Genomic DNA, 21,067 nt, shown 5'->3' with positions numbered 1-21,067 from the left:
AGACGATGGACCATACGAGCTTCACCGAAATTTGCCTGCACCAGTTGAAAATGTCAGGCGTGCACGAGGGTGAAAAGCTGATCGTGCTGACCCAGGGCAATGATCGGCTGGACTATGCGGATGCCTTCATGGCTGCAGGCCAGCGCCTTGGCGCCAGGATGTATCACATGCGCCTGCCCGCACCGCTACCGACCGCCGGCTGGGCAGTCGGCCAGACCGGCCTTGCCGCGATGCCCGACGCGGTCGAGGCGCTGAAAAACTGCGACATGCTGATCGACTGCATCTTCTTGCTGTTCAGCCCCGAGCAATTCGCGATCCAGGCCGCCGGCACGCGCATCCTGACCGCCGTCGAGCCGCCCGAGTTGCTGGCGAGGATGCTGCCCTATCCGGAACTGCGCGAGAAGGTCGAGATCGCCGCCGCCATTCTCGAGCGGGCCAAGGTCATGCGCATCACCTCCCCGCATGGAACGGATGTCACCTACAGGCTGAATACCTATCCTACTGTGCCGGAATATGCCTGCAACGACACGCCGGGCCGTTGGGATCACTGGCCCTCCGGCTTCGTCTTCACGGGGGGCGATGATGACGGCGTCGACGGAACCATCATCGTGGCGCCGGGCGACATCCTGCTGCCACAGAACCTGATGGTGCGCGAGCCGATCACCTACACCATTGAGAAGGGCTGGATCACCGATATCCGGGGCGGACTGGAGGCGCAGATCGTCAGGGAATACATGGACGCCTTCAATGACAGGCGCGGCTACGGCATGAGCCATGTCGGCTGGGGGATGAACCCGAACGCCAAGTGGCACAATTTCGTGCCGGGAGAGTTCCCCGGCGGCATGGGGATGGAGCCCCGCAGCTTCTACGGCAACGTCATGTTCTCGACCGGCCCAAATAACGAGTTGGGCGGACCGAACGACACTGCCTGCCACCTGGACATTCCAATGCGCAACTGCTCGCTCTTTCTGGATGACGAGGCGATCGTCATTGATGGTGACGTGGTGGTGAAGGAAATCCAGATGGCGCGCGCCTGACGCGCCCCACCTCGTGGTCATTGCCGGAGGCGCTTCTGTGCCTCCAGCGCATCATGACGGGCGGTGCGTCCGCGATCGCCCCCTCTTCAAAGGAACACGGATGTCCCAGGAACAGATTTATGAAAGCGCGGGTTTCGGACGCACCGTCCCGCGCGGCAGCAGTCCCGCCATTGTCGTTGTCGACTTCAGCTACGGCTTTACCGACCCGCAATATCCCACCGCGTCAGATGCACACGAGCAGATGAGGCGCACCCGGGCGATCTGCGATCTGGCACGCGACAAAGGATTTCCCGTCATCTTTACCACCATAGCCTATCACCCCGGCGAAGTGGACAAGCTGCCCTGGCTGAAGAAGGCCACCGGCATGGCCGCCCTGACCGAGGGCACGCGTCTTGTCGAGATCAATGCGGCAACCGGCATCCAGCCAGAAGATGCCATCGTGACCAAGAAGGGAGCATCGTCCTTTTTCGGCTCGACCCTTTCCGCCCTGCTGACAGGAGCAAAGGTCGATACGCTGGTCGTGACCGGGGCCACGACATCTGGTTGCGTGCGGGCAACCGTGGTCGACGCGGTTCAAGCCGGTTTCAACGTGCTGGTCCCTGCCGATTGCTGCGCCGATCGCGCGCAGGCGCCGCATGAGGCAAACCTCTATGACATGAACCAGAAATACGCGGATGTGACAGACGCGAACGAAGTCATGGATTGGCTGCGCAATCTGAGTATGAGCGGCATCTGACCCCAACAACCAAATCTCTCTTCCAAGGCGCGCGCCTTGATCGACTGGGCTGAAACATTGGCCCCTCTACTCCCGAACCCGCGCCAACGACGCCCATTTCGCCCACGCCTGCCAAATGCTGCCCCCCTGCTTGGTGCTCGGTGCACGTCGTTAACGACGTCGCTATGCACGTGTCTTAGCCGATCACCCCCACGCTCAGGCAGGCGGTGGAAATCGGGCGGTTACTGCGCGTCGCTGTATCTGTCGGAATCTTTTTGTGCCTAGCCGCCGCCTCGTCGGCCGGAGCGTCGCCAAAGATCACCAAGTCATATGAGTATTTCGACGGGCTAATGGCTGACCAAGGGTAATCCTCCCCGTTTTAGCGGGGTGGTTTCGTAGAATTCACGCGGCCGTTTTCAGTTTCATGGCAGGGGTGATCCCGCCGATCCCCATGTTGGGACGCTCGTTGTTGTAGGTCCATAGCCATTCGGTTGCGATCTGCTGCACCTCCTCGATGGTGTCAAAGATGTAGAGGTCCAGCCATTCGTTCCGGACCGTCCGGTTGTAGCGCTCGACATAGGCGTTCTGCTGTGGCTTTCCGGGCTGGATGTAGGTCAGGGCGATGCCCCGCTTCTCGGCCCAATTCATCAGGGTGGAACTGACATATTCCGGGCCGTTATCGACCCGAATTGCCAGAGGTTTGCCACGCTAGGCGATGATCTGGTTCAAGGCCCGAACGACACGCTCGGAGGGTAGTGAGAAGTCTATCTCAATCCCCAGGCCCTCGCGGTTGAAGTCGTCCAGAATGTTCAGCAGCCGGAACTGCCTCCCGTCGGACAGGCGGTCGGCCATGAAGTCCATTGACCAGACCATGTTAGGTGCTCCCGGCACGGCGAGCTCATCGGGCTTTTCGCGTCTCAGCCGACGTCGCGGCTTGATCCGCAGGTTCAGCTCCAAGTCGCAATAGATCCGGCGCACGCGCTTGTGGTTCCAGACATGCCCCTTCACGTTCCGCAGGTGCAGGAAACATAGGCCGAAACCCCAGGTCTTGTGTGTCGTGGTCAGCCCGAGCAGCAGGTCAGCGATCGTCTCGTTCTCTTCGTCGCGCTTCGGGCTGTAGCGGAAACAGGTCTCGCTGACGCCAAATGCCCGACAGGCCAGCGCGATGCTGACCCCTCTTGTCCCCAAAGCCTTCTCGGCCAACTCGCGGCGTTGAGCTGGACGGGTCATTTTTTTCCCAGAGCCTCCTTCAGCAGATCTGCCTGCATGCAGAGATCCGCAAACATGCGTTTCAGTCGCCGGTTCTCATCCTCCAGCGCCTTCATCTGGCTCATCATCGACGCGTCCATGCCGCCATACTTGGCGCGCCACTTGTAAAAACTGGCGGTGCTGATCCCGTGCTCCCGGCATAGTTCCGGCACAGACACCCCGTTCTCGGCCTGGCGCAACACCGCCATGATCTGCGGTTCAGTGAAACGGCTCTTCCTCATTCGAATCTCCTCGGCTCTCGCCACGAGAAAATTCTACAATCTCATCCCGTTAACCATGGGGAGGATTACCTATGCGCGGCATACCCAGGCCAACGCCATCGACTTCATCGACCATGTCATCGACAAGTTTCCCTTCCGCATCCGCGAGGTGCGGACCGATAACGGGCACGAGTTCCAAGCCAAATTCCATTGGCATGTTGAGGACAAGGGCATCCGCCATGCCTACATCAAACCAGCGTCACCCTAGCTGAACGGAAAGGTCGAGCGATCACATCGCTCCGACCAGGAAGAGTTCTACCAACTCCTCATCTACAAGGACGACGTGGATCTCGAAGCCAAGTTGGGCGAGTGGCAGCGTTTCTATAACCTCGCCAGACCTCACGGGGCTTTCAAAGGAAAAACGCCTTATGAGGCGCTCAAAGAGCGGCTATCATAAGCGGGCGGGTGTCTCGCAGCCTTCATTGCATCACAGTAGCGGTCGGTCAGGACTCCCGAGACATCGCGGGTCAGCAGCGTGAACCGCACCAACTCCTCCATCACGTCGACGATGCGGTCGTAATAGCTCGACGGGCGCATCCGTCCGGCCTCATCGAACTCGTCATAGACCTTGGCGACCGAGGGATGGTTGGGGATCGTGAACATGCGCATCCAACGGCCAAGCACGCGCATCTGGTTCACGGCGTTGAACGATTGCGAACCGCCCGAGACCTGCATCACGGCCAGCGTGCGGCCCTGCGTCGGGCGGATCGCACCCATGGCCAGCGGAATCCAGTCGATCTGCGACTTCATTACCCCGGTCATCGCGCCATGCCGCTCGGGGCTGGTCCAGACCTGTCCCTCGGACCAGAGGCAGAGGTCACGCAACTCTCGCACCTTTGGGTGATCCGCCGCCGTATCATCGGGCAGCGGCAGGCCATTGGCATGAAAGACCCGTGTCTCGCAGCCGAAATGGCGCAACAGACGTTCCGCCTCCAGCGTGGCGAAGCGGCTGTAGGAGCGCTCCCTGAGCGAGCCGTAAAGCAGCAGCATGCGTGGCGGATGACTGGAGTGGGCCACAGTGGGCAGCTCCGGTATCTGGTCTGTACCGGGCGACAGGTTCGGCAGGTCGGGGATCATGCGCGGGCCTCCTTCGGCGCGACGTCTTCGGGAAACCAGCTTGCGCCAAGACGCAGGGCGACATTCACCAGCAGAATCAGGACGGGAACCTCGACCAAGGGACCGATGACGGCGGCAAATGCCACCGGCGAGGCGAGGCCGTAAGCGGCGATTGCGACGGCGATCGCCAGTTCGAAATTGTTGCCAGCCGCCGTGAAGGCGATGGCTGTGGTGCGCGGATAGTCGCGGGCGACCAGCCGACCCAGTGCGAAGCTGACGAGAAACTGGATGCCAAAGTAGCTCACCAGCGGGATGGCAATCCGGACTGCATCCAGCGGCAGGCGCAGCACGTCGCCGCCTTTCAGGCTGAACATGGCGACGATGGTCAAGAGCAGTGCCAGCAGGGTGATCGGGCTGATTTTCGGCAGGAACACCTCGCGATACCAGACTTCGCCCTTGCGCGCGATCAGCAGACGCCGTGTCAGAAAACCGGCCGCAAAGGGAATGCCCAGATAGATCAACACCGCCTCGGTGACGGTCCAAAAGCCTACATCGATCACGCTGCCCTCCAGTCCGAAGAAGGGCGGCAGGACTGTCAGGAACAGCCATGCATAGGTTGAGAAGATCAGGATCTGGAAGATCGAGTTGAACGCCACCAACCCCGCGACATACTGGTTGTCGCCCCGCGCAAGCTGGTTCCAGACCAGCACCATGGCGATGCAGCGGGCTAACCCGATCAGGATCAAGCCAGTCATGTATTCCGGCTGGTCGCGCAGGAAGATCACGGCCAAGGCGAACATGAGAACGGGCCCGATCAGCCAGTTCTGGACCAGCGACAGCACAAGCACACGCTTGTCGGCAAAGACCTGATGCAGTTCCTCGTAGCGGACTTTGGCCAGCGGCGGATACATCATCAGGACCAGTCCGATCGCGATGGGTATGTTGGTCGATCCAATGGACAGGGCGTTCAGAGCATCCGGCAGACCGGTGAAAGTCCAGCCAAGCAGAATGCCAAGCGTCATGGCCGCGAAGATCCAGAGCGTCAGATAGCGGTCGAGAAACGAAAGCCGCTTGACCGGGCGAAGGGCAGTCATGACAATTCTCTTCCGATCAGGCGGAACGGCTGCGGTTGCCGTCGGCATCCACGACCTGTTCGCCGTCTTCCTTGCTGAAAGCGGCTTGCTGCGGTGGCAGCAGATCCAAGACCAGCTCCGACGGACGACAAAGCCGGACGCCCTGCGGGCTGACAACGATGGGACGGTTGATCAGGATCGGATGTGCCATCATCGCTTCGATCAGCGCGGCATCGCTCAGGCTCGGATCATCCAGCCCCAATTTGGCATAAGGCGTGCCCTTCTCGCGCAGCAGATCGCGCGCTGCAATGCCCATGCGGGCAATGAGCCTTTCGAGCAGCAGCCGGGAGGGTGGGGATTTAAGATACTCGACGACATGCGGCTCGACACCGGCATTGCGGATCATCGCCAGCGTATTGCGCGAGGTGCCGCAGTCGGGGTTGTGATAAATGACGATGTCCATGTTCAGGCCTTTCGGGTCGCGGCGGGGTCGCAGGCGCATGCCAGCGCCGGAGCGCAAATCTCGGGGTGACCTTGGCAGCAGTCTTTCATCAGAAAGCCAATCAGCCCGCCCAAGGCGGGATATACTGCGCTGTAGATGATGAAACGTCCGTTGCGCCGCGACCGGATGAGCCCGGCATGTTCCAAATGGGTTAAATGGAACGACAGCCGCGAGGTCGTCGCATCCCCCAACGCCTCGCCGATCGCACCCGCCGCCATCCCCTCCGGGCCGGCCTGAACCAGCAGCCGAACAACACGCAGCCGCGTTTCCTGAGACATGGCCGCAAAGGCCGCCAGAGCCTGTGGTTCGTCCATCGAATCAACACCTCAATAGAAGTTGATATATTTATTTGTCATCTCCCATCAGTCAAGCCAAGATGAACAGTGCTGCACCTGCGACCGGCAGCTTTGTCCCACTTCGCTGCGACCTCGTCGAGGAGTTCGTTGCGGTATCACCGAGCGACCGCTTCGACGCATGCAGCGATGCGGCATTTGTCATGGCTGAGCGGCTGTAATGGGCCGGTGGTTCGGACTTTTTCATTCATTAGACCTCAGCGAAATCGCATTGCTTGCATCTCATCAAGGACTTCGCTGCGCGATGCCTGAACGGCGGCCAAGCATGCAGGCCAGCAGCAAGCTGGTGGTCAAGGGGCGGTGACGGCCGGCCCTTGCCATACGGTTTACCTCGGGAAGACCTAACGTCGGATGACCGCGATCCCGGCGAGTGCGATCAAGCTGATGCCCAGTATGGATGCCAGATCGAGCTGCTCGGAGAACAGCACCACTCCCCATAGAACTGCAAAGGCAAGATAGGAGAAATCCCAGGTCGAGACAATCGCAGGTGGCCCCGACTGATACGCAATGGCTGTGCCAACGCTTCCGATCAGCATCATGCCGCTCAGCAGCACCAAAAGTACCCAGTCCTCGGGGTCGAGCTGCAGCCAGGTGCCCGTCGATTGGTCTGGAGCGTTTCCGGCACCCGAAGGGCTGGCCATACCGCTTAGCGCAATCGCGAGCAGGTTGAAGACCAGCGCCAGCACGAACGGGTTCTCCGTCCGTGCCCGCGAGCGCGTCAGGACCATGGCCAACGCGTAAAGGGTTGCCGATGCCAAAGGCATCAGGGCGGACAGGTTCAGATCCCTCGCCTCGGGTCTGAGCATCAGCAGCACGCCGCCAAAACCAAGTACCACCCCCGTCCAACCCCGAGGACCCACCGCTTCGCGGATCAGAACGGCACTGAACAGGGTGATGAACAGCGGGATCGTGTAATAGATCGCTGCGGCCATCGACAGGTCGAGCCTATTTAGCGAGGCATAGTAAAGAAGCAGGCTCGCCAGAAGAAGGCCGCTGCGCAGTAGCGCCCAGCCGGGGCGGGCGGGACGCAAACTCACCTGGGGGAACCATAACTTCAGGATCAGGATCAGCAAGGGCAGCGTGATGCAAGATCGCAGAAAGACAAATTGCGACAGTGGCATCTCGGCGAGTGTGGCCTTGATCATCGCATCGGCGACCGAAAGCGTCAGGTCGGTGAGCACCATTACCGCAACCGCAAGCTCTGTCCGGTCTGCCCGCGCCTTTGCCCCAACCGTCATGTCTGCCTCCATGTCATTCGAGGCAAAGATTAGATTGCGGCTGGGTCTGTTATAATCCAGACAATCTGGACATACTGTTCCATATTCCGGACAGAGAGGTGCGATGGACAGTGCGGACGACATGATCTTGATGGCTGAGGTCGCCGAGGCCGGCAGCTTCACGCGAGCCGGACTGCGCCTCGGAATGCCGAAATCCACTGTGAGCCAGCGCATCTCTCAGTTGGAAGCGCGGCTGGGCTTGCGGCTGCTGAACCGCTCGACCCGACATGTCAGCCTGACCAGTGCCGGGCAGGTCTACCTGGACCATTGCCGCCGCATTCGGGCTGAGGCCATGGCCGCCTCGATCGCCATGGGCCATCTCAAGGAGCAGCCGATGGGCGTGCTGCGAATAACCTGTCCCGAAGTGACGGCCAGCCATTTCATGCCGGTTTTCCTGCGGAACTTCGCGCAGAGCTATGCCCGGATCAACGTCGAGCTGATCGCCACCAACCAGCCTTTGGACATCATCCGGGAGCGGATCGATTTTGCCTTTCGCGTCGGGACCGTCACGGGGCAGGACCTGATCCTGCGACGGCTCTCCTCGATCCGGCGGGTGCTGGTCGCAGCGCCCGGTTATCTGGAAACCGCGCCGCCGCTGCGCGAGCCCGACGATCTGTTGCAGCACCGGTGCATGCTGCAGCAAGCCCAACCGGAATGGGTCTTTCAGGCCGGCGATTTGCGCTGCTCAGTGCGCCCGCCTGCCGCGACAATATCGGATTCGATGGGCTTCCTGCTGCAATCCGCGGTGGCCGGCAACGGCATTGCCCTTTTGCCTGCCTATGTCTGCCAGCCTGCCCTCGCGGCCAACTGCCTTGTGAACCTGCTGGCCGACTGGACGATTCCGCCCCACGAAATGATGCTGCTGTTCCCCAATCTGAAGAACCAATCCAGCGCGCAGGCCGCGTTCCGCGCCCATATCAGCGGTTACGATTTTTCGGTGCTTGCTAGGGGATGACTAACCACCGTTCTGGACAGGACGAAGGTTCCTAACCTGCCCCCAAAATGAGCGCCCCCTCTTATCGTCTGCATTTCGAGCCTTGTCTGATTTATTCGACACGGCTCGAAACACGGAGGAGTGAGCCGTAAGAAAAGGACGGACTCGTATGCTGCGGCAGCGAATGTCTGCACTGTCCCGGCCGCGCTTTTGCGACCTGATTTAGCTGTTTTCGCGGCGTTTGGTCTGAGCTTCGACAACGGGCTCGGAAATTCTAACTATGTTGCAGACAGGTGGCCTCAGCCGACTAGCCCTTCGCGTATGTCTTGGATCAGGACGGCCACCAGCCTGACGGCAATGTCGAGGCTCAAACGCGAACCGGCCTCGAAAAGCCGGTGGCCTGCTCATCAAATGGGGCCAACCTCGCCTTGAAGCCCGCAGGGCCGGTCCAACAACCTATGACAAGTTGAAAGGGTTAACTTGTCGCTTCGGATTACGGTTGGACTGAGACCGCAAACGCGGCGGCCGGAATAGGCCGCCGTGTCTCATGTCTTCGCGCTTAGACCAACAGCAGATCTGCACCGAAACCGGCGGTGTTGAAGCCACCTGCATCGACCAGCGTTAAAACATCTTCCGCGCCGAAATCCAGCACCAGCGTCGTGCCATCCGCGCTGAAGGTTCCGAAGGTTTCGACCACGTCGCGCCCGTCCTGGATATCCGCATTGCCTGCGAACAGGTCTGTGTCCAATTCGACCCGGTCTCGCCCGTCCTGAAACCCGGTGACCAGATCGGCCGCGTCGCCGAGGTTGAAGACAAAGACATCGCGGTCGCCATCCAAGCCCAGATCGATGACGTCATTGCCAGTGCCGCCCGTCACGCGATCACCCCCAACCCCGGAGTTGATCGTGTCATCGCCCGCACCGCCGTCAAAGACGTTGCCCCGCCCATCGCCGACCAGAACATCGTCGTGGACCGAACCGTACACCCCGTCCAGGTTGCGGATGATGTCGCCCTCGGCATGGCCGCCGCTGACCACGCGGGTGCTCAGATTGACGCTGACTGCCGCGTCCGACGAGGCGTAGCTGACGATATCCTCGTTATTGCCGCCATCCAGGAGATCCGCGCCCGCGCCGCCCTCGATCACGTCGCCGCCGTCGCCGCCAAGGATCGTGTCATTGCCATCGCCCCCCTTCAGGATATCGTGGCCATTGCCGCCACGGATCTCGTCCGCGATGTTCGAGCCGGTGATCGTGTTGGACTGGCCATTTCCGACGATGACCACGTGGTCGTTCGTCGCGGTGTTGACGAAGGCAATGTCCGACAGATCGGCCTCTGCGGCATTGCCAAGGAAAACCTCGGTCCGCATGGTCGTCGTCCGGTCACTCGTGTCCACCGAGATGGTCTGGATCGTGTCGAACTGGCTTGCGCTGAACTGGACCCGGCGGTCCAGCGTGCTGTCATATTCTATGGTTTCGACCGAGATCAGCGTGTCATTGGTGAAGTTCTCGATATTGCCGTTCCCGGAAAGCCGGATACTGTCCAATCCGGCACCGCCGTCAAATGTGACGCCCGCATTGCCGTGCTGCGTATTGACCAGAAACAGATCCTGCCCGTCTCCTCCGCGCAGGATGTCGCTGCCATCGTTTCCGGCGATGGTGTCGTTGCCCCTGCCGCCCTCGATCAGGTTTGCGCCATTGTAGCCTGTCAGCATGTCGCCATGGCGCGAGCCGATGATCCCGTCGATGCCACTCAGCGTATCACCCGTGGCATGGCCGCCGCTTGCAGTCCGCGCCGAAAGGTTGACCTGGACACCGGCATTCGAGGCGCTGTAGCTGACCACGTCATTGCCGTTCGCCCCGTCGATCACATCCGCGCCGGCACCTCCCTCAAGCAGGTCATTGCCGTCGCCACCGCGCAAGACATCTGCGCCCTTGCCGCCGATCAGGCTGTCATTGCCATTGTCGCCATTGATCTGGTCATTGCCATCGCCGCCGTTCAGCGTGTCATTGCCGTTCCCGCCCGAGATGATGTCATCGCCGCCGCGCGTATTGACGCGATCGGCCCCGTCATTGCCCGCGACGCGGTCGGCATGGCCTGAACCCAGCACGGTTTCGGCATCGCCATCGCCGATGACTTGGATCACATCCGCGGACGTGATGCCGCTGAATTCGACCCGATCCAGATCCAGGCTGGTGGCCGCGCCCATGATGACCTCGGTTCTGATCCCGGTCGAGCGGGTTTCCGACCCCTCGAACACAACCTCGTCGAAGGTGAACTGCTCGGCAAGGAAACGCATGGTCCGCGATTGTGAGGCATCGACCACGAATTGCTCGACTGAAGTGATCCGGGTCTGGTCGAACCCCTCGAAACCGCCGGCCCCGGCCAGCCGGATCGTGTCCAGCCCAGTGCCGCCGTCAAAACTGGTACCGCGATTGTCGAGGCCGTCGTCAACCTCGAAGACATCGGCCCCGGCTTCGCCGAAGAGCTGGTCGGCCCCGCCCGTTCCGGCGATGACGTCATTGCCTGCACCGCCACGGATCAGGTTGACCCCCCGCGTCCCCGCCAGCAGGTCGTCATGCTGCGAGCCGGTCAGGTTCTCGATGCTCTGGAACCGGTCGCCGGTGGCGTCGCCGCCAGCGGCAAAGCCGGTGGCAAGGTTCACGGTGACCGCGCTGGCCGATCCGGCATAGGACACGATGTCGTTTCCGTTGCCGCCATAGAGGTCATCGGCCCCCATGCCGCCTTCGATGAAGTCGTTGCCGTCATCGCCAAAGATGGTGTCGTTGCCCGTCCCGCCCAGGATCGTATCATTGGCGCCGCGACCGCCGATCCGGTCCGCGATCTTTGATCCGATGATCGTTTCGGCGTCATTGTCGCCCAGCACCAGGAATGAGTCCGAGGGCAATGCGCCGGTGATATCGATGTCGGACATGTCCAGCAGGTTGGCTGTCCCCATGGTGACCTCGAAGGTGATCGCGGTCGGGCGAAATTCCGCGACGGATGAGATCTCGATGCTGTCGAACTGTACCTGATCGGCAAGGAAGCGGAGGGTGCGATTGACTGACGCATCTACCTCCAGCCGTTCTATCCCGGTGATCTGGTCGTCGCTGAATGTCTCGGTATTGCCGACCCCCGAGACGCGGATCGTGTCCACCCCCTCGCCACCGTCATAGACCACACCGGCATCGTTTTGGTTGGTATCGACCTCGAACAGGTCGTCGCCCGCCTCGCCAAACAGGCGATCCCGCCCGCCGCCCCGTTGGATGACGTCATCGCCCGCCTCGCCGTGGATCTCGTTGGCGCCGGAATTGCCGATCAATGTGTCGGCAAAGCCGGAACCCACAATGTTCTCGAACCGCTCGAACCGGTCGCCCGTGGCATCGCCGCCGCTGGCAGTGGAAAGCGCAAGATTCACCGACACCCCGGCCCCAGACCCGGCATAGACGAGCGTGTCGATACCGTCGCCGCCATTCAGGCTGTCGGCACCGGCACCGCCTTCGATCAAGTCGTCGCCGCCATCGCCCAGGATCGTGTCCGCGCCGAGGCCTCCGGTCAGCAAGTCATTGCCATTGCCCCCAAAGATCGCGTCATCGCCGGCGCCGCCATCGACGAAATCATTGCCATCGCCGCCGCGCAGTGTGTCCTTGCCATTACCGCCATTGATGATGTCATCGCCCGCGCCGCCAGTGATCTGGTCATTTCCGGCAGCGCCTGAAAGCACGTCATTGAGCAATGTGCCTTCGATCTGGTCAGCGCGCCGCGTGCCGTCGATCCTGATGCCGTTGAATAAAACTTCGGGCGCCGCCAATGCCAAGACTTCGGTCAGGGGCACGAGAGTCGGATTGTTCGGGTCGGTTGCCATGTCAAATCCTCCAAAACTGGTTTCATCCCCCGACAGGCGTCGGGTTCATGGCGTAGTCGGCTCGGGAGGAAAAACGGTTCAAAATAAATGTCAGGGTTCCGCGGGAGCATCCTCAATCGGGCCATCCCACCGGTATCGCCTTCGCAAGGGATCGGCGCTGCGCTGCCACGCAAAAACACCGAGGCCATGATCGCGGGCGCAAGTGCTTGGTATAGCGTTCTTGGCGGCACGATGCCTAAGCCTTGCCTGCAACTCGTCCGAGCGGCGCAAAGTGGCGATATGGGAGAAGCCCTCAGGATCAACCACGATCTACAGCCGATCTGGGATCTGTTCCGCAAATATACCAGCTACCGCGTCGTCCATGAAATGGCGGCGCGACTGGACCTTTGTCACGTCCTGCCGCCGCGCCCGATCCTGCCGGTCTGCGACGCGGCAAAACAAGAGATCGCGGAGGTTGTGCGTGGCCTGCCCGACGAGTGGCTCTGATCGAGCCGATATCCGCGAGTTGGCGTTACGACGCAAAATCCGTGCTGGCCGTGAGATCGGACCATAGATCCATGTCCTTAGTGTCCGCGTCAGTTCTGGCGCGGGCGCGTTTCGCCGCATCGCTACCGAGCAAAAGGCGCACGGGCGGGATCTCGGCATTGGCCATCGCGAGGATTGCGGCTGCGGCCAGTTCCGGGTCGCCCAATTGATTCTGGTTGATCTGCGACAAGGCCGAAAGTGTCGCACCGACACTCGGGCCATAGGCGGGATCCTCCTTAGCGCTGATACTGATCGAGCTATCTGCCAGGAAATCGGTTCTGAACTGGCCCGGGGCCACAGCGGTTACCCGAATGCCAAGCGGCGCAACCTCCTGAGCCAGCGAAATCGAAAACCCTTCCATCGCATGCTTCGCGGCGGCGTAAAGCGCGATGCCCGGTCCAGGTGCGCGCCCCGCGATTGAAGTGATGTTGATGATATGGCCGGAGCTCTGCGCGCGCAAATAGGGTAGAGCCACGCGTGCGACACGGATTGGCGCGAACACATCCACCTCGAAGAGGTTGCGCAACTCGTCCTCGGTCGAGGTTTCGACGGCACCTAGAAGCCCGTATCCGGCATTATTGACGACGACATCAATCCGGCCCAACTCGCGAAAAGCCGCATGAACGGCAGCTTCGACACTGGTTCCATCAGCCATATCTGCAGTCAGAACGCGGAGCGTTCCGGCGGATGGCCCAACTTGCGGTAGGCCAGTTCTCACAGTTCCAACGACATGATGCCCCTCGGCCAAGAGCGCCTTTGCCAATGCCAAGCCCAGACCGCGAGAAATGCCAGTTATGAACCAATTCGCCATGTCACTTTCCCAAACGCGAGAACGCTGCCTATCGGAGCGTTGATCAGATTGCATCCGGGCACTCTTCGTAAGCGCGACCTCGTTACCCTACGCTGCGAGGCTTGACGGCTGATTGAAACGCCAAGGCATGAGGTCCTCGATCCGGGACTTTGGATGGCCGTCGAGGATAGAGCGAAGCGTGTTGGCGATATAGTCGACCGGGTTCACGCCGGACATCTTGCAGGTGGCGATCAGCGAGGCCAGCATCGCCCAGTTTTCGGCGCCGATCTCATTGCCGGCAAAAAGTGCGTTCTTTCTGGTAAGGGCTATGGGGCGGATCTGATTTTCAACAGGGTTGGTGTCCAGTTCGAGCGTGCCATCGTCGAGGAAGCGGATCAGGCCGGACCAATGTGCCAGCGTGTAGCGAATATCCTCGGCGAGTTGGGACTTCTGCGGAATGTGGGAGAGCTTGGCCTCCAGCCACGGTTTGAGTGCTGCGATGATCGGGGCGGCGTGCTCACGCCGCGCGGTCAGACGTAGCGCAGGCTCCTTGCCCCGAACCATCTTTTCGACCTGATAGAGCAGCGCAATCTGGCGCAGCATCTCCTGGGCAATGGGTGAGCGGTCGTTCTCGAAGCGCTTCACGAAGCGACGGCGGACGTGGGTCCAGCAATAGACCAACTGCCACGGGCCGCTGTCACGCGGGATCTCGGGCATCGCGTTGTAAGCCTGATAGGCATCGCATTGCAGGAACCGACCGCGGTATCCGGCGAGGAATTTCAGCGGATGCTCTTGGCCCCGGCCTGGCGCGTAATGGAACAGCACGATGGGCGGACCCACACCTCCATGTCCGCGGTCGTCAGACACGACGGCCCAGAAATAGCCGCTTTTCGTGGTTTTGCGGCCCGGGTCCAGCACCGGCGCACGTGTCTCGTCAACGAAGATGCGATCCGCCTTTCGCAGATGAGCCCGCATGTGATCGATGACAGGTATCAGGTGGAAACACGCGCGCCCGACCCAGTTGCCGAGCGTGCCACGATCCAGCTTGATCCCTTGCCGTTGGAAGATCTCGGCCTGTCGATAGAACGGAAGGTGGTCACCGAACTTCGAAACGATGATCGAGGCGATCAGCAATTCGGTGGGCAGCCCACCCGGCACCACATGCTCGGGAGCAGGCGCCTGCGCCACGATTTGAGAGCAGCGACGACACGCGTATTTGGGCCGCCGCGTCAGCAGCACCCGGAATTGCGCGGGGATCACGTCCAGGCGCTCGGAGAGATCCTCTCCGATCCGGGCCATCTCGCCACAGCCGCAGGGGCACAGGATGCTTGCCGGCTCGATGATCCGCTCGACCCGGGGGAAATGCAGCGGCAAATGACCGCGATTGCGTTGCGCCCGGCGCGGCATTTCCTTGCCCAGCTCTCGCATTGCCGCCTCGGCCTTGTCCTGTGCGGCGTCAAATACGCCCTGAGCCAGTTCGGCATCTTCCAACGGAAGGTTGAACTGGTCGGGGGACAGCTTCTCGGAGCGCTTGCCGAATTGTTCGCGTTGCACAGTGCGCAGGATGTCTTCCAGCCGACGATAGGCCTCCTGCATCTCTGCCAACACCGCTTCGACATCCGCCAAGCGAGCTTTCAGAATGGCATTCTCGATCTCGGCCGCCTTGGATTCCATGCTCGAATTGAATCATGGATCACCATTTCCTGCCAGCAAAAACAGGTATTTCCATTGTTCGCCGCGATCATCCTGCCGCCAGAGGACGGCGTGTCCGCTCGGGGCGGACCAATCGCCAGTCCACCCCTTCGAACAGAGCCGCCAACTGCGCGGACGATATTCTCATCACCCCGTCTCGCACCTGCGGCCACACGAACTTGCCCGCCTCCAGACGCTTGTGGACCAGGACCATACCGGTCTGGTCCCAAACCAGCAGCTTGATCCGATCCGCCCGTTTTGAGCGGAAGACGAAGATGGCGCCGCAGAACGGATCCAGCCCAAACATCTCCTGGACCGCCAGTGCCAAGCCATCAATGCCTTTGCGAAAATCGATCGGTCGCGTTGCGACAAAGACCTTCAGCGAGCCCCCTTGGCCGAGCATCATGGTGCCGAGGCCCGCGCGGCACGAATGACCAGTGTCAGATGCTGCTCATCAGTTCTGACGCCGGAGCGGATCACGACATCGCCAACGACTATCTCGATTTCCGCGGGCGCGAGCGGCACCGATGCCTCCGCTGGGGCCATCTCGACCAGGAGTTCGGCGAATACCGGCAAGGCCGCCACGCTCTCGGGCAAGGCCAACTCACCCGACTGCAGCTTCTTGCGCCAATTGTAGATTTGCCAGCGCGTCGTGCCATGCTTACGGGCGAGGTCGACGACTCTCACACCGGGCATCAGGCTTTCCGCGGCAATCCGAGCACGTTCCGGCTCCGAGCGTTGAAGCCGACCACTGGGCCCCATGAGAACATCCAGCCGGGTCGCCAGGCCACCGGATGAGGCGTCCAAATGGGCGTCCATTTTGCCGTCTCTTCCCAAATCAAACACCTCCAACGCGTAAAATGCATAAGGAGAATGGATCGATCAGAGCCGATGCGGCAGGAGGTGATCGGCGTAGCGCTTACCACTCTTCCCACAGGGAACAACTCGATCAAACCCCAGAGTCGCGTCTATTTTTCAAGCGGCATGCGCAATGCTTGCCTCGCCCGGCGCACAGAGCGCCACGAATACCGGGACTCACGGCTGTGCGGGTGAGTTGCTATTGCAAGGTTCTGTTGCAGAACGTTTGGGTTTGCTGCGAACTGCCCGAAGAGCCGTTTTGGGGTTGTCGCCTCGCGGGATCAGCCAGATTTGAATGACGGCTAATGGGCCGAGCCATTCCCAGAGCGTATCTTGCTCGTCGCAAACTATACGACAGGACGACCGCCATGTTAAACTCCGAGGAAGCGCGAGGGCTCCAGCATGAAACGTGAAGCAGCGTCGGTCATCGATCACTACACGCGCGACGATCTGATGGAGCGAATTCGTGCGGCGTTGATGCGTCGCGGATACGATCCGGACAAGCCTTCTATCGAGATGCTCAGTGAGCTGGATCATCTGCATGGCGGCGGGTTCGCGACCACCGAGGCGCAGATCGAGCTGGCCGAAATTCCGCGCGGATGCCAAGTTCTTGACGCGGGTTGCGGCATTGGCGGGCCAAGCCGTTATCTCGCGGGAGTCCACGGCTGCACAGTGAACGGCATAGATCTGACTCCGGGATACATTGACGTCGCCGGTCGGCTGAACGAAATGACCGGCCTGAGCGGCAAGATCACCCTGACCGTGGGAAGCGTTACGGATCTGCCGTATGAAACCGAACTTTTCGACGCCGTACTCTGCCAGAACGTCAGCATGAACATTGCAGACAAGGATCGCATGGCCAAGGAAGCCTTGCGCGTTCTGAAACCCGGCGGTATCTATACACTCTCCCATCTTGCCGAGGGGCCGAATGGACCGCCTGTTTATCCGCTCCCTTGGGCGCTCACGGCCGAGGCGAGCTTCCTTGGAACGCCGCAAGACCTGCTCGAAACACTTTCGCGGGTTGGCTTTACCGACATCGAAGACCGGGCCGGACGAGCACGCTCAAAACCCGGCGGAGGGCCCCAGCCAGGCACAATTGGTGCGGCGCCGGCGATGGGGGATGATATGCCCGCCCGAACCGCAAATGCCGCACAATCGGTGCAGGCAGGACGACTCGTGCCGATGATGGTCGTCGCCCGCCGGGCAGACAGATGAAGGTCAGACACGCAGTTGAGCGTGAGCTTCGGAAGTTCTACGACGCCGTCGCACTCAATCGGCAACGACAGCATCGACCTCGATCTCGACCAGCCACTCCGGATTGACGAACCGGTTTATTGCCATGATCGTATCGACGGGCCGTGCATCCAGGCAATAGAGCTTCCTCGCCTCGATGGCGGGCTTCCAATTGTCGATGTCGGTCAAAATGACCCGCGTCCGTACGATATCCTGAAGGCCCGAACCGGCATTTTCCAGTGCGGACTTGATGATCTCGAAGCACTGTTTGGTCTGCTCGAAAACATCGCCCACGCCGACCGTTTTACCATTTGCATCAACCGGCGCTGTCCCACCGACCGCGATGAAATTGCCAACCCTAACCGCGCGGCTGAAGCCGACGATTGTCTCCATCGGGTTGCCGTTCGAAATCAGACGTCGCTTATGGTCCATGCCGCCGCCTCGGAGGTTTCCGCAGTGTACTTTGACATAGGAGTCGGTCCAGGTCTTCCAGAATGACAGATTGGTGGTCGCTTAGCGCAGCGTCAATGCAATCCTACCGAGGGGTTCGTCGCGCACTGGCCGAACGGCGGCTAGGGGAGATGAGGTTATGCAGCAAGACTAGTGATTGCCGCGCGAGCGGCTTCGTCCATGGGCCGGCCGACAAGCGTCCGGCCAGCCGGCCGGTATTGTGGTTCAGAGATCAATCCCCTCCGACAGGGTGAGCGCGTCATCAAGATCAACGCCAAGATAGCGGACGGTGCTGTCCATTTTTGCGTGACCAAGCAGAAGCTGCACCGCTCGCAAATTTCCCGTGTTCTTGTAGATCTGCGCCACCTTCGTGCGTCGCATTGAGTGGGTGCCATAGGCACTTGGTTCCAGCCCTATCGACATCACCCATTCACGCAAGATCCGCGCGTATTGCCGTGTCGACAGGTGCGGGCTGTGGTGCAGGCGACTGGGCCACAAATACTCGAGGCCAATCATCTCAGGGTCGGCAATCCAGCGCTCAAGGGACTGACGCGTCGTCTCGGTGATTTCGAAGCGTACCGGCTTACCAGTCTTGCTCTGGGTCACCGAGGCGCGCTCCTTCACCCGTCCCGCGGCGAAGACATCGCGGACTTTCAGACAGACAAGGTCACAGCCGCGCAATTTGCTATCTACGGCCAGGTTGAACAGTGCCAGATCCCGCTGGTTGCCCGCCATCTCCAGACGGACGCGGATCGACCAGACGTGCTTTGGCAGCAGAGGGCGCTTCTGACCGATGATGCGTCCCTTGTTCCATGGCGGGCGCTCCGGACGGAGAGCAGGAAGTGAATCGGTGGACATGGTGTTACCTCCTGACCACCTGCCCTCCCTGCTTCGGCTAATCCGACAGGGAAGAAGGTACCACCAAGCTTCCGAGTCTTTCGCCTCATTTTGCGCGCTATGTCTGGAACGACCCCCATCAATGCCTTGACAGTTTCAGGTTTTCGTACATACATAAACATATGCTGATGATCGTTTGGGATGAACCAAAGCGGCAGATCAACCTAGCAAAGCATGGGTTGGACTTTGCCGATTTGAACGAAGAATTCTTTCTGTCGTCCATGGTAGTCCCAAGCAAGGAAGGTCGGCACATGGCAATTGGCCGACTTTCTGATGGCACGATCGCAGTGGTCTTTGCCACATTGGGTAGCGAGGGGGTCTCAGTGATTTCGATGCGCCCGGCGAGCAAAAAGGAAAGGAGCCTGCTATGACGAAAAAGCACCTGACCGAAGAGCAGATCCAGCGCATGATCGCGAGTGATCCTGACGCTCCGGAAGCCACGGACGACCAAATTGCCCAGGCGAAGCCTTTTCAGGAAGTGTTTCCCGAGTTGGCAAGTAACCTGCGCAAGAATCTCGGTGGTCGTCCAAGGTCCGAAAATCCCAAGGTGGCCGTATCTCTTCGACTTGATCAGGAGGTGGTGGCGCGCTTCAAGGCACAGGGCCCTGGTTGGCAGAGCCGAATGAACGAGGCGCTAAGGTCAGCGGCCGGACTATAATGTCTGCTCCATGGCGTGATTGGCCGACTTCACTGCAAATGCGCGTGCCTATCGGCTGCGCGGCTTTCGCTGCGCCAAGTTTGACGGGCCGCTTCGGCTAACGCCGCCGCGAAGAATGCACTGTGCTCGACAGGCGGCTAAGGGCCGCCCTGATCAAATGGCCCGCACTTCGTCTACGATTCATGGTGAACGTAGCGCAAAGTGGCGTCGGGTCCAACCATGCCGGTCGAGCCTGAATTTCTGTCGTTCACGGCGCGGCAACCCGCCGTGTCGTTCTCTGCCGCATTCACACGATGCTGAGATTTTCGATGACCGTGGTCAGGGGCGATTGATGATGATGGCGTCGCGCTCAGGAATGTCCATCTCCAAACCCAGTGCTTCGGCCAGTGCATGTGCTTGTTCTGCGATGGCGTCGCCAATTCGTTTCCGGATCGGTCCGGACATCTCTGGAATTTTGGCGGCCACGCCGATCACCAGCTCTCGCAGACGCTTTCTCTGCCCCGGCGTCACGCGTGGGAAGCCGAGAGCCGTGATGAATGTGGCCAGGTCTTCGGTCGTGATCTCGTCGGCAATGCGCGCCTTTCCGATGTCGAAGGACAGTTGATGGGTCACTTGGTCGTCCAACAGGATCGGGGCGACGTCGTAGATTGGTGCAAATTGCGGGCGAGAACCCTCATAGAGCAGCGCATGGTTCTTGGCGTGATTATCCGTATTGCCGAGCAGGATATTTGTCAGAGTCACCTCAAGGAAGGCCTGGCGTGATTGACCAGGATTTGCGGTTTGCGCCAAGATCCGGCGGATTGCCGCGGCTGAGAAGCGTCGCTCCCCCACCCCATTTCGCTCGTATTTCAGGTGGGGGCCGAGGCCGAGAGCCTGGGCGAAGTCCTCCTGGTGCAGGCGTCGGACGGAGGTGCTCTCGACGGTGCGATCAAAGCGCGTGATGAGCAGGCCCCGCAGCGGTCCTTCCCCAAGGATGGCGGTGGTTGCGACCGGGTGGCGCTGGACCTGGGCCATGATGCCCATCAGGATGTGCTCCTGATCCACCGTGACCATATCAGCCGGACGCGGCACTTTCAGGATATGCGTGGTGGGCACGTTGAGGCCGCGCTTTGGCATGGCAAAACGTCCATCGGGAAGCTTGGCCAAGGCGACCTTTCCCTGAACACCGGCCAAGGGCGAGGGGTCTCGGGCATCGTCCGGGAGACGCCGCCGATCGCGCAGCGAGGCCATAATGCGCTGCAATTCCTGCTCATCTAGGGCGTCATAGTCGCTCAGCAGGTCTCCTGGCATCTTGGCCGGACCAGCGCCGAGGGGGACGCATGAAATCGAGCCGGGGCAGTCGCTGCCCAGATGTTCGAGCAGTCCCACTACATCACCGAAATCGAGGCCATAGCGCTGCATGATCTGCTCGCGCTGTGCATTCTCGAAGAGGAGATTTGCGAAGAAGGCCCGCGTCACGCTGTCATCGAAAGGCTCCTCGCGCAAAGGCAGGGACAGCGAGAGAGGGTGCGGGAGCGCGTCCGTGAGATAGCGAAACGAAGTCGAGCCGTCATCGAAACGCGTCAGCCTTCCGATTGGCGCGGGCAGGGTCTCCAGAAAGACAGCAAGATCAAGCTGGGGCATGGA

The 21,067-nt window shown here is 60.7% G+C and carries 20 protein-coding genes and 2 pseudogenes; 8 read left to right on the top strand and 14 right to left on the bottom strand.

What is annotated here, in order from left to right:
- Positions 1–5 precede the first annotated feature (5 nt).
- A complete protein-coding gene (locus RGQ15_RS19305) occupies positions 6–1,037 on the top strand; it encodes a M29 family metallopeptidase (protein WP_311162427.1) in 1,032 nt (343 codons plus the stop codon).
- Positions 1,038–1,137: 100 nt separating this feature from the next.
- The gene (locus tag RGQ15_RS19300) at positions 1,138–1,773 is read left to right on the top strand and encodes an isochorismatase family protein (RefSeq protein ID WP_311162425.1); all 636 of its coding nucleotides are present in this window, start codon (positions 1,138–1,140) and stop codon (positions 1,771–1,773) included.
- Between the two features lie 381 nt (positions 1,774–2,154).
- On the opposite strand, the pseudogene RGQ15_RS19295 reads toward RGQ15_RS19300, so the two are convergent.
- Positions 2,155–3,242, bottom strand: a pseudogene (locus RGQ15_RS19295) (IS3 family transposase).
- Positions 3,243–3,312: 70 nt separating this feature from the next.
- Between RGQ15_RS19295 and RGQ15_RS19290 the strand changes: the two are divergent.
- Positions 3,313–3,678, top strand: a pseudogene (locus RGQ15_RS19290) (integrase core domain-containing protein); the annotation flags it as partial.
- Here RGQ15_RS19290 and arsH read toward each other — a convergent pair.
- From arsH to RGQ15_RS19265, 5 genes are all read right to left on the bottom strand, one after another.
- Complete coding sequence (gene arsH, locus RGQ15_RS19285; protein WP_311162424.1) at positions 3,648–4,358, bottom strand: arsenical resistance protein ArsH; 711 nt, start codon at positions 4,356–4,358, stop codon at positions 3,648–3,650. The pseudogene RGQ15_RS19290 and the gene arsH sit on opposite strands and share 31 nt — an antisense overlap.
- Entirely contained in the window at positions 4,355–5,431 is a 1,077-nt protein-coding gene (gene arsB / locus RGQ15_RS19280) for an ACR3 family arsenite efflux transporter (protein WP_311162422.1), read from the bottom strand. Before arsB ends, arsH begins: the two co-directional genes overlap by 4 nt.
- Positions 5,432–5,447: 16 nt before the next feature.
- The gene (gene arsC, locus RGQ15_RS19275) at positions 5,448–5,873 is read right to left on the bottom strand and encodes an arsenate reductase (glutaredoxin) (RefSeq protein ID WP_311162421.1); all 426 of its coding nucleotides are present in this window, start codon (positions 5,871–5,873) and stop codon (positions 5,448–5,450) included.
- Positions 5,874–5,875: 2 nt separating this feature from the next.
- Positions 5,876–6,226, bottom strand: coding sequence for an ArsR/SmtB family transcription factor (locus RGQ15_RS19270; protein ID WP_311162420.1), 351 nt, complete (start codon positions 6,224–6,226; stop codon positions 5,876–5,878).
- A 380-nt stretch (positions 6,227–6,606) separates the two neighbouring features.
- A complete protein-coding gene (locus tag RGQ15_RS19265) occupies positions 6,607–7,503 on the bottom strand; it encodes a DMT family transporter (protein WP_311162419.1) in 897 nt (298 codons plus the stop codon).
- A 103-nt stretch (positions 7,504–7,606) separates the two neighbouring features.
- On the opposite strand from RGQ15_RS19265, the gene RGQ15_RS19260 reads away from it, so the two are divergent.
- Complete coding sequence (locus tag RGQ15_RS19260) at positions 7,607–8,497, top strand: LysR family transcriptional regulator (RefSeq protein ID WP_311162418.1); 891 nt, start codon at positions 7,607–7,609, stop codon at positions 8,495–8,497.
- Between the two features lie 538 nt (positions 8,498–9,035).
- On the opposite strand, the gene RGQ15_RS19255 is transcribed toward RGQ15_RS19260, so the two are convergent.
- Positions 9,036–12,338, bottom strand: a complete 3,303-nt coding sequence (locus tag RGQ15_RS19255) for a calcium-binding protein (protein WP_311162417.1) — start codon at positions 12,336–12,338, stop codon at positions 9,036–9,038.
- Between the two features lie 87 nt (positions 12,339–12,425).
- On the opposite strand from RGQ15_RS19255, the gene RGQ15_RS19250 reads away from it, so the two are divergent.
- Complete coding sequence (locus RGQ15_RS19250; RefSeq protein WP_311162416.1) at positions 12,426–12,824, top strand: dihydrodipicolinate synthase family protein; 399 nt, start codon at positions 12,426–12,428, stop codon at positions 12,822–12,824.
- 25 nt (positions 12,825–12,849) lie between these two features.
- On the opposite strand, the gene RGQ15_RS19245 is transcribed toward RGQ15_RS19250, so the two are convergent.
- The 4 genes from RGQ15_RS19245 to RGQ15_RS19230 form a co-directional block, all read right to left on the bottom strand.
- Complete coding sequence (locus RGQ15_RS19245; RefSeq protein WP_311162415.1) at positions 12,850–13,674, bottom strand: SDR family NAD(P)-dependent oxidoreductase; 825 nt, start codon at positions 13,672–13,674, stop codon at positions 12,850–12,852.
- 87 nt (positions 13,675–13,761) lie between these two features.
- Positions 13,762–15,327 (bottom strand): IS66 family transposase, encoded by a 1,566-nt coding sequence (gene tnpC / locus RGQ15_RS19240; protein ID WP_311162414.1) that lies wholly within the window; start codon positions 15,325–15,327, stop codon positions 13,762–13,764.
- A 67-nt stretch (positions 15,328–15,394) separates the two neighbouring features.
- Complete coding sequence (gene tnpB, locus RGQ15_RS19235; RefSeq protein WP_134682484.1) at positions 15,395–15,751, bottom strand: IS66 family insertion sequence element accessory protein TnpB; 357 nt, start codon at positions 15,749–15,751, stop codon at positions 15,395–15,397.
- Positions 15,748–16,164, bottom strand: a complete 417-nt coding sequence (locus RGQ15_RS19230) for a transposase (protein WP_311162413.1) — start codon at positions 16,162–16,164, stop codon at positions 15,748–15,750. The genes tnpB and RGQ15_RS19230 overlap by 4 nt, the downstream gene beginning before the upstream one ends.
- 441 nt (positions 16,165–16,605) lie before the next feature.
- Here RGQ15_RS19230 and RGQ15_RS19225 point away from each other — a divergent pair, with 441 nt between their 5' ends.
- Complete coding sequence (locus RGQ15_RS19225; RefSeq protein WP_311162412.1) at positions 16,606–17,418, top strand: class I SAM-dependent methyltransferase; 813 nt, start codon at positions 16,606–16,608, stop codon at positions 17,416–17,418.
- 54 nt (positions 17,419–17,472) lie between these two features.
- Here RGQ15_RS19225 and RGQ15_RS19220 read toward each other — a convergent pair whose 3' ends face one another.
- The gene (locus tag RGQ15_RS19220) at positions 17,473–17,868 is read right to left on the bottom strand and encodes a RidA family protein (RefSeq protein WP_311162410.1); all 396 of its coding nucleotides are present in this window, start codon (positions 17,866–17,868) and stop codon (positions 17,473–17,475) included.
- 243 nt (positions 17,869–18,111) lie between these two features.
- The gene (locus RGQ15_RS19215) at positions 18,112–18,744 is read right to left on the bottom strand and encodes a tyrosine-type recombinase/integrase (protein ID WP_311162408.1); all 633 of its coding nucleotides are present in this window, start codon (positions 18,742–18,744) and stop codon (positions 18,112–18,114) included.
- Between the two features lie 161 nt (positions 18,745–18,905).
- On the opposite strand from RGQ15_RS19215, the gene RGQ15_RS19210 reads away from it, so the two are divergent.
- Both RGQ15_RS19210 and RGQ15_RS19205 read left to right on the top strand, forming a co-directional pair.
- Entirely contained in the window at positions 18,906–19,154 is a 249-nt protein-coding gene (locus RGQ15_RS19210; RefSeq protein ID WP_311162407.1) for a BrnT family toxin, read from the top strand.
- Complete coding sequence (locus tag RGQ15_RS19205) at positions 19,151–19,441, top strand: BrnA antitoxin family protein (RefSeq protein ID WP_311162406.1); 291 nt, start codon at positions 19,151–19,153, stop codon at positions 19,439–19,441. The genes RGQ15_RS19210 and RGQ15_RS19205 overlap by 4 nt, the downstream gene beginning before the upstream one ends.
- Before the next feature lie 318 nt (positions 19,442–19,759).
- On the opposite strand, the gene RGQ15_RS19200 is transcribed toward RGQ15_RS19205, so the two are convergent.
- On the bottom strand, positions 19,760–21,064 hold the full coding sequence (locus RGQ15_RS19200) for a HipA domain-containing protein (protein ID WP_311162404.1): 1,305 nt from the start codon (positions 21,062–21,064) through the stop codon (positions 19,760–19,762).
- Between the last annotated feature and the right edge of the window lie 3 nt (positions 21,065–21,067).

The organism is Paracoccus sp. MBLB3053 (assembly GCF_031822435.1).
In the GTDB taxonomy this organism is placed as follows: domain Bacteria; phylum Pseudomonadota; class Alphaproteobacteria; order Rhodobacterales; family Rhodobacteraceae; genus Paracoccus; species Paracoccus aurantius.
This window is presented reverse-complemented; position numbering and strand designations above follow the sequence as displayed.

Bases quoted from the DNA above. Each gene is read 5' to 3' on its own strand.
- RGQ15_RS19265 (WP_311162419.1), bottom strand. From the start codon at position 7,503: ATGACGGTTGGGGCAAAGGCGCGGGCAGACCGGACAGAGCTTGCGGTT.
- RGQ15_RS19225 (WP_311162412.1), top strand. From the start codon at position 16,606: ATGAAACGTGAAGCAGCGTCGGTCATCGATCACTACACGCGCGACGAT.
- RGQ15_RS19230 (WP_311162413.1), bottom strand. From the start codon at position 16,164: ATGGACGCCCATTTGGACGCCTCATCCGGTGGCCTGGCGACCCGGCTG.
- RGQ15_RS19260 (WP_311162418.1), top strand. From the start codon at position 7,607: ATGGACAGTGCGGACGACATGATCTTGATGGCTGAGGTCGCCGAGGCC.
- RGQ15_RS19305 (WP_311162427.1), top strand. From the start codon at position 6: ATGGACCATACGAGCTTCACCGAAATTTGCCTGCACCAGTTGAAAATG.
- tnpC (WP_311162414.1), bottom strand. From the start codon at position 15,327: ATGGAATCCAAGGCGGCCGAGATCGAGAATGCCATTCTGAAAGCTCGC.
- RGQ15_RS19250 (WP_311162416.1), top strand. From the start codon at position 12,426: ATGTCAGGGTTCCGCGGGAGCATCCTCAATCGGGCCATCCCACCGGTA.
- RGQ15_RS19215 (WP_311162408.1), bottom strand. From the start codon at position 18,744: ATGTCCACCGATTCACTTCCTGCTCTCCGTCCGGAGCGCCCGCCATGG.
- arsC (WP_311162421.1), bottom strand. From the start codon at position 5,873: ATGGACATCGTCATTTATCACAACCCCGACTGCGGCACCTCGCGCAAT.
- tnpB (WP_134682484.1), bottom strand. From the start codon at position 15,751: ATGATGCTCGGCCAAGGGGGCTCGCTGAAGGTCTTTGTCGCAACGCGA.
- RGQ15_RS19210 (WP_311162407.1), top strand. From the start codon at position 18,906: ATGCTGATGATCGTTTGGGATGAACCAAAGCGGCAGATCAACCTAGCA.
- RGQ15_RS19220 (WP_311162410.1), bottom strand. From the start codon at position 17,868: ATGGACCATAAGCGACGTCTGATTTCGAACGGCAACCCGATGGAGACA.
- arsB (WP_311162422.1), bottom strand. From the start codon at position 5,431: ATGACTGCCCTTCGCCCGGTCAAGCGGCTTTCGTTTCTCGACCGCTAT.
- arsH (WP_311162424.1), bottom strand. From the start codon at position 4,358: ATGATCCCCGACCTGCCGAACCTGTCGCCCGGTACAGACCAGATACCG.
- RGQ15_RS19245 (WP_311162415.1), bottom strand. From the start codon at position 13,674: ATGGCGAATTGGTTCATAACTGGCATTTCTCGCGGTCTGGGCTTGGCA.
- RGQ15_RS19270 (WP_311162420.1), bottom strand. From the start codon at position 6,226: ATGGACGAACCACAGGCTCTGGCGGCCTTTGCGGCCATGTCTCAGGAA.
- RGQ15_RS19205 (WP_311162406.1), top strand. From the start codon at position 19,151: ATGACGAAAAAGCACCTGACCGAAGAGCAGATCCAGCGCATGATCGCG.
- RGQ15_RS19200 (WP_311162404.1), bottom strand. From the start codon at position 21,064: ATGCCCCAGCTTGATCTTGCTGTCTTTCTGGAGACCCTGCCCGCGCCA.
- RGQ15_RS19255 (WP_311162417.1), bottom strand. From the start codon at position 12,338: ATGGCAACCGACCCGAACAATCCGACTCTCGTGCCCCTGACCGAAGTC.
- RGQ15_RS19300 (WP_311162425.1), top strand. From the start codon at position 1,138: ATGTCCCAGGAACAGATTTATGAAAGCGCGGGTTTCGGACGCACCGTC.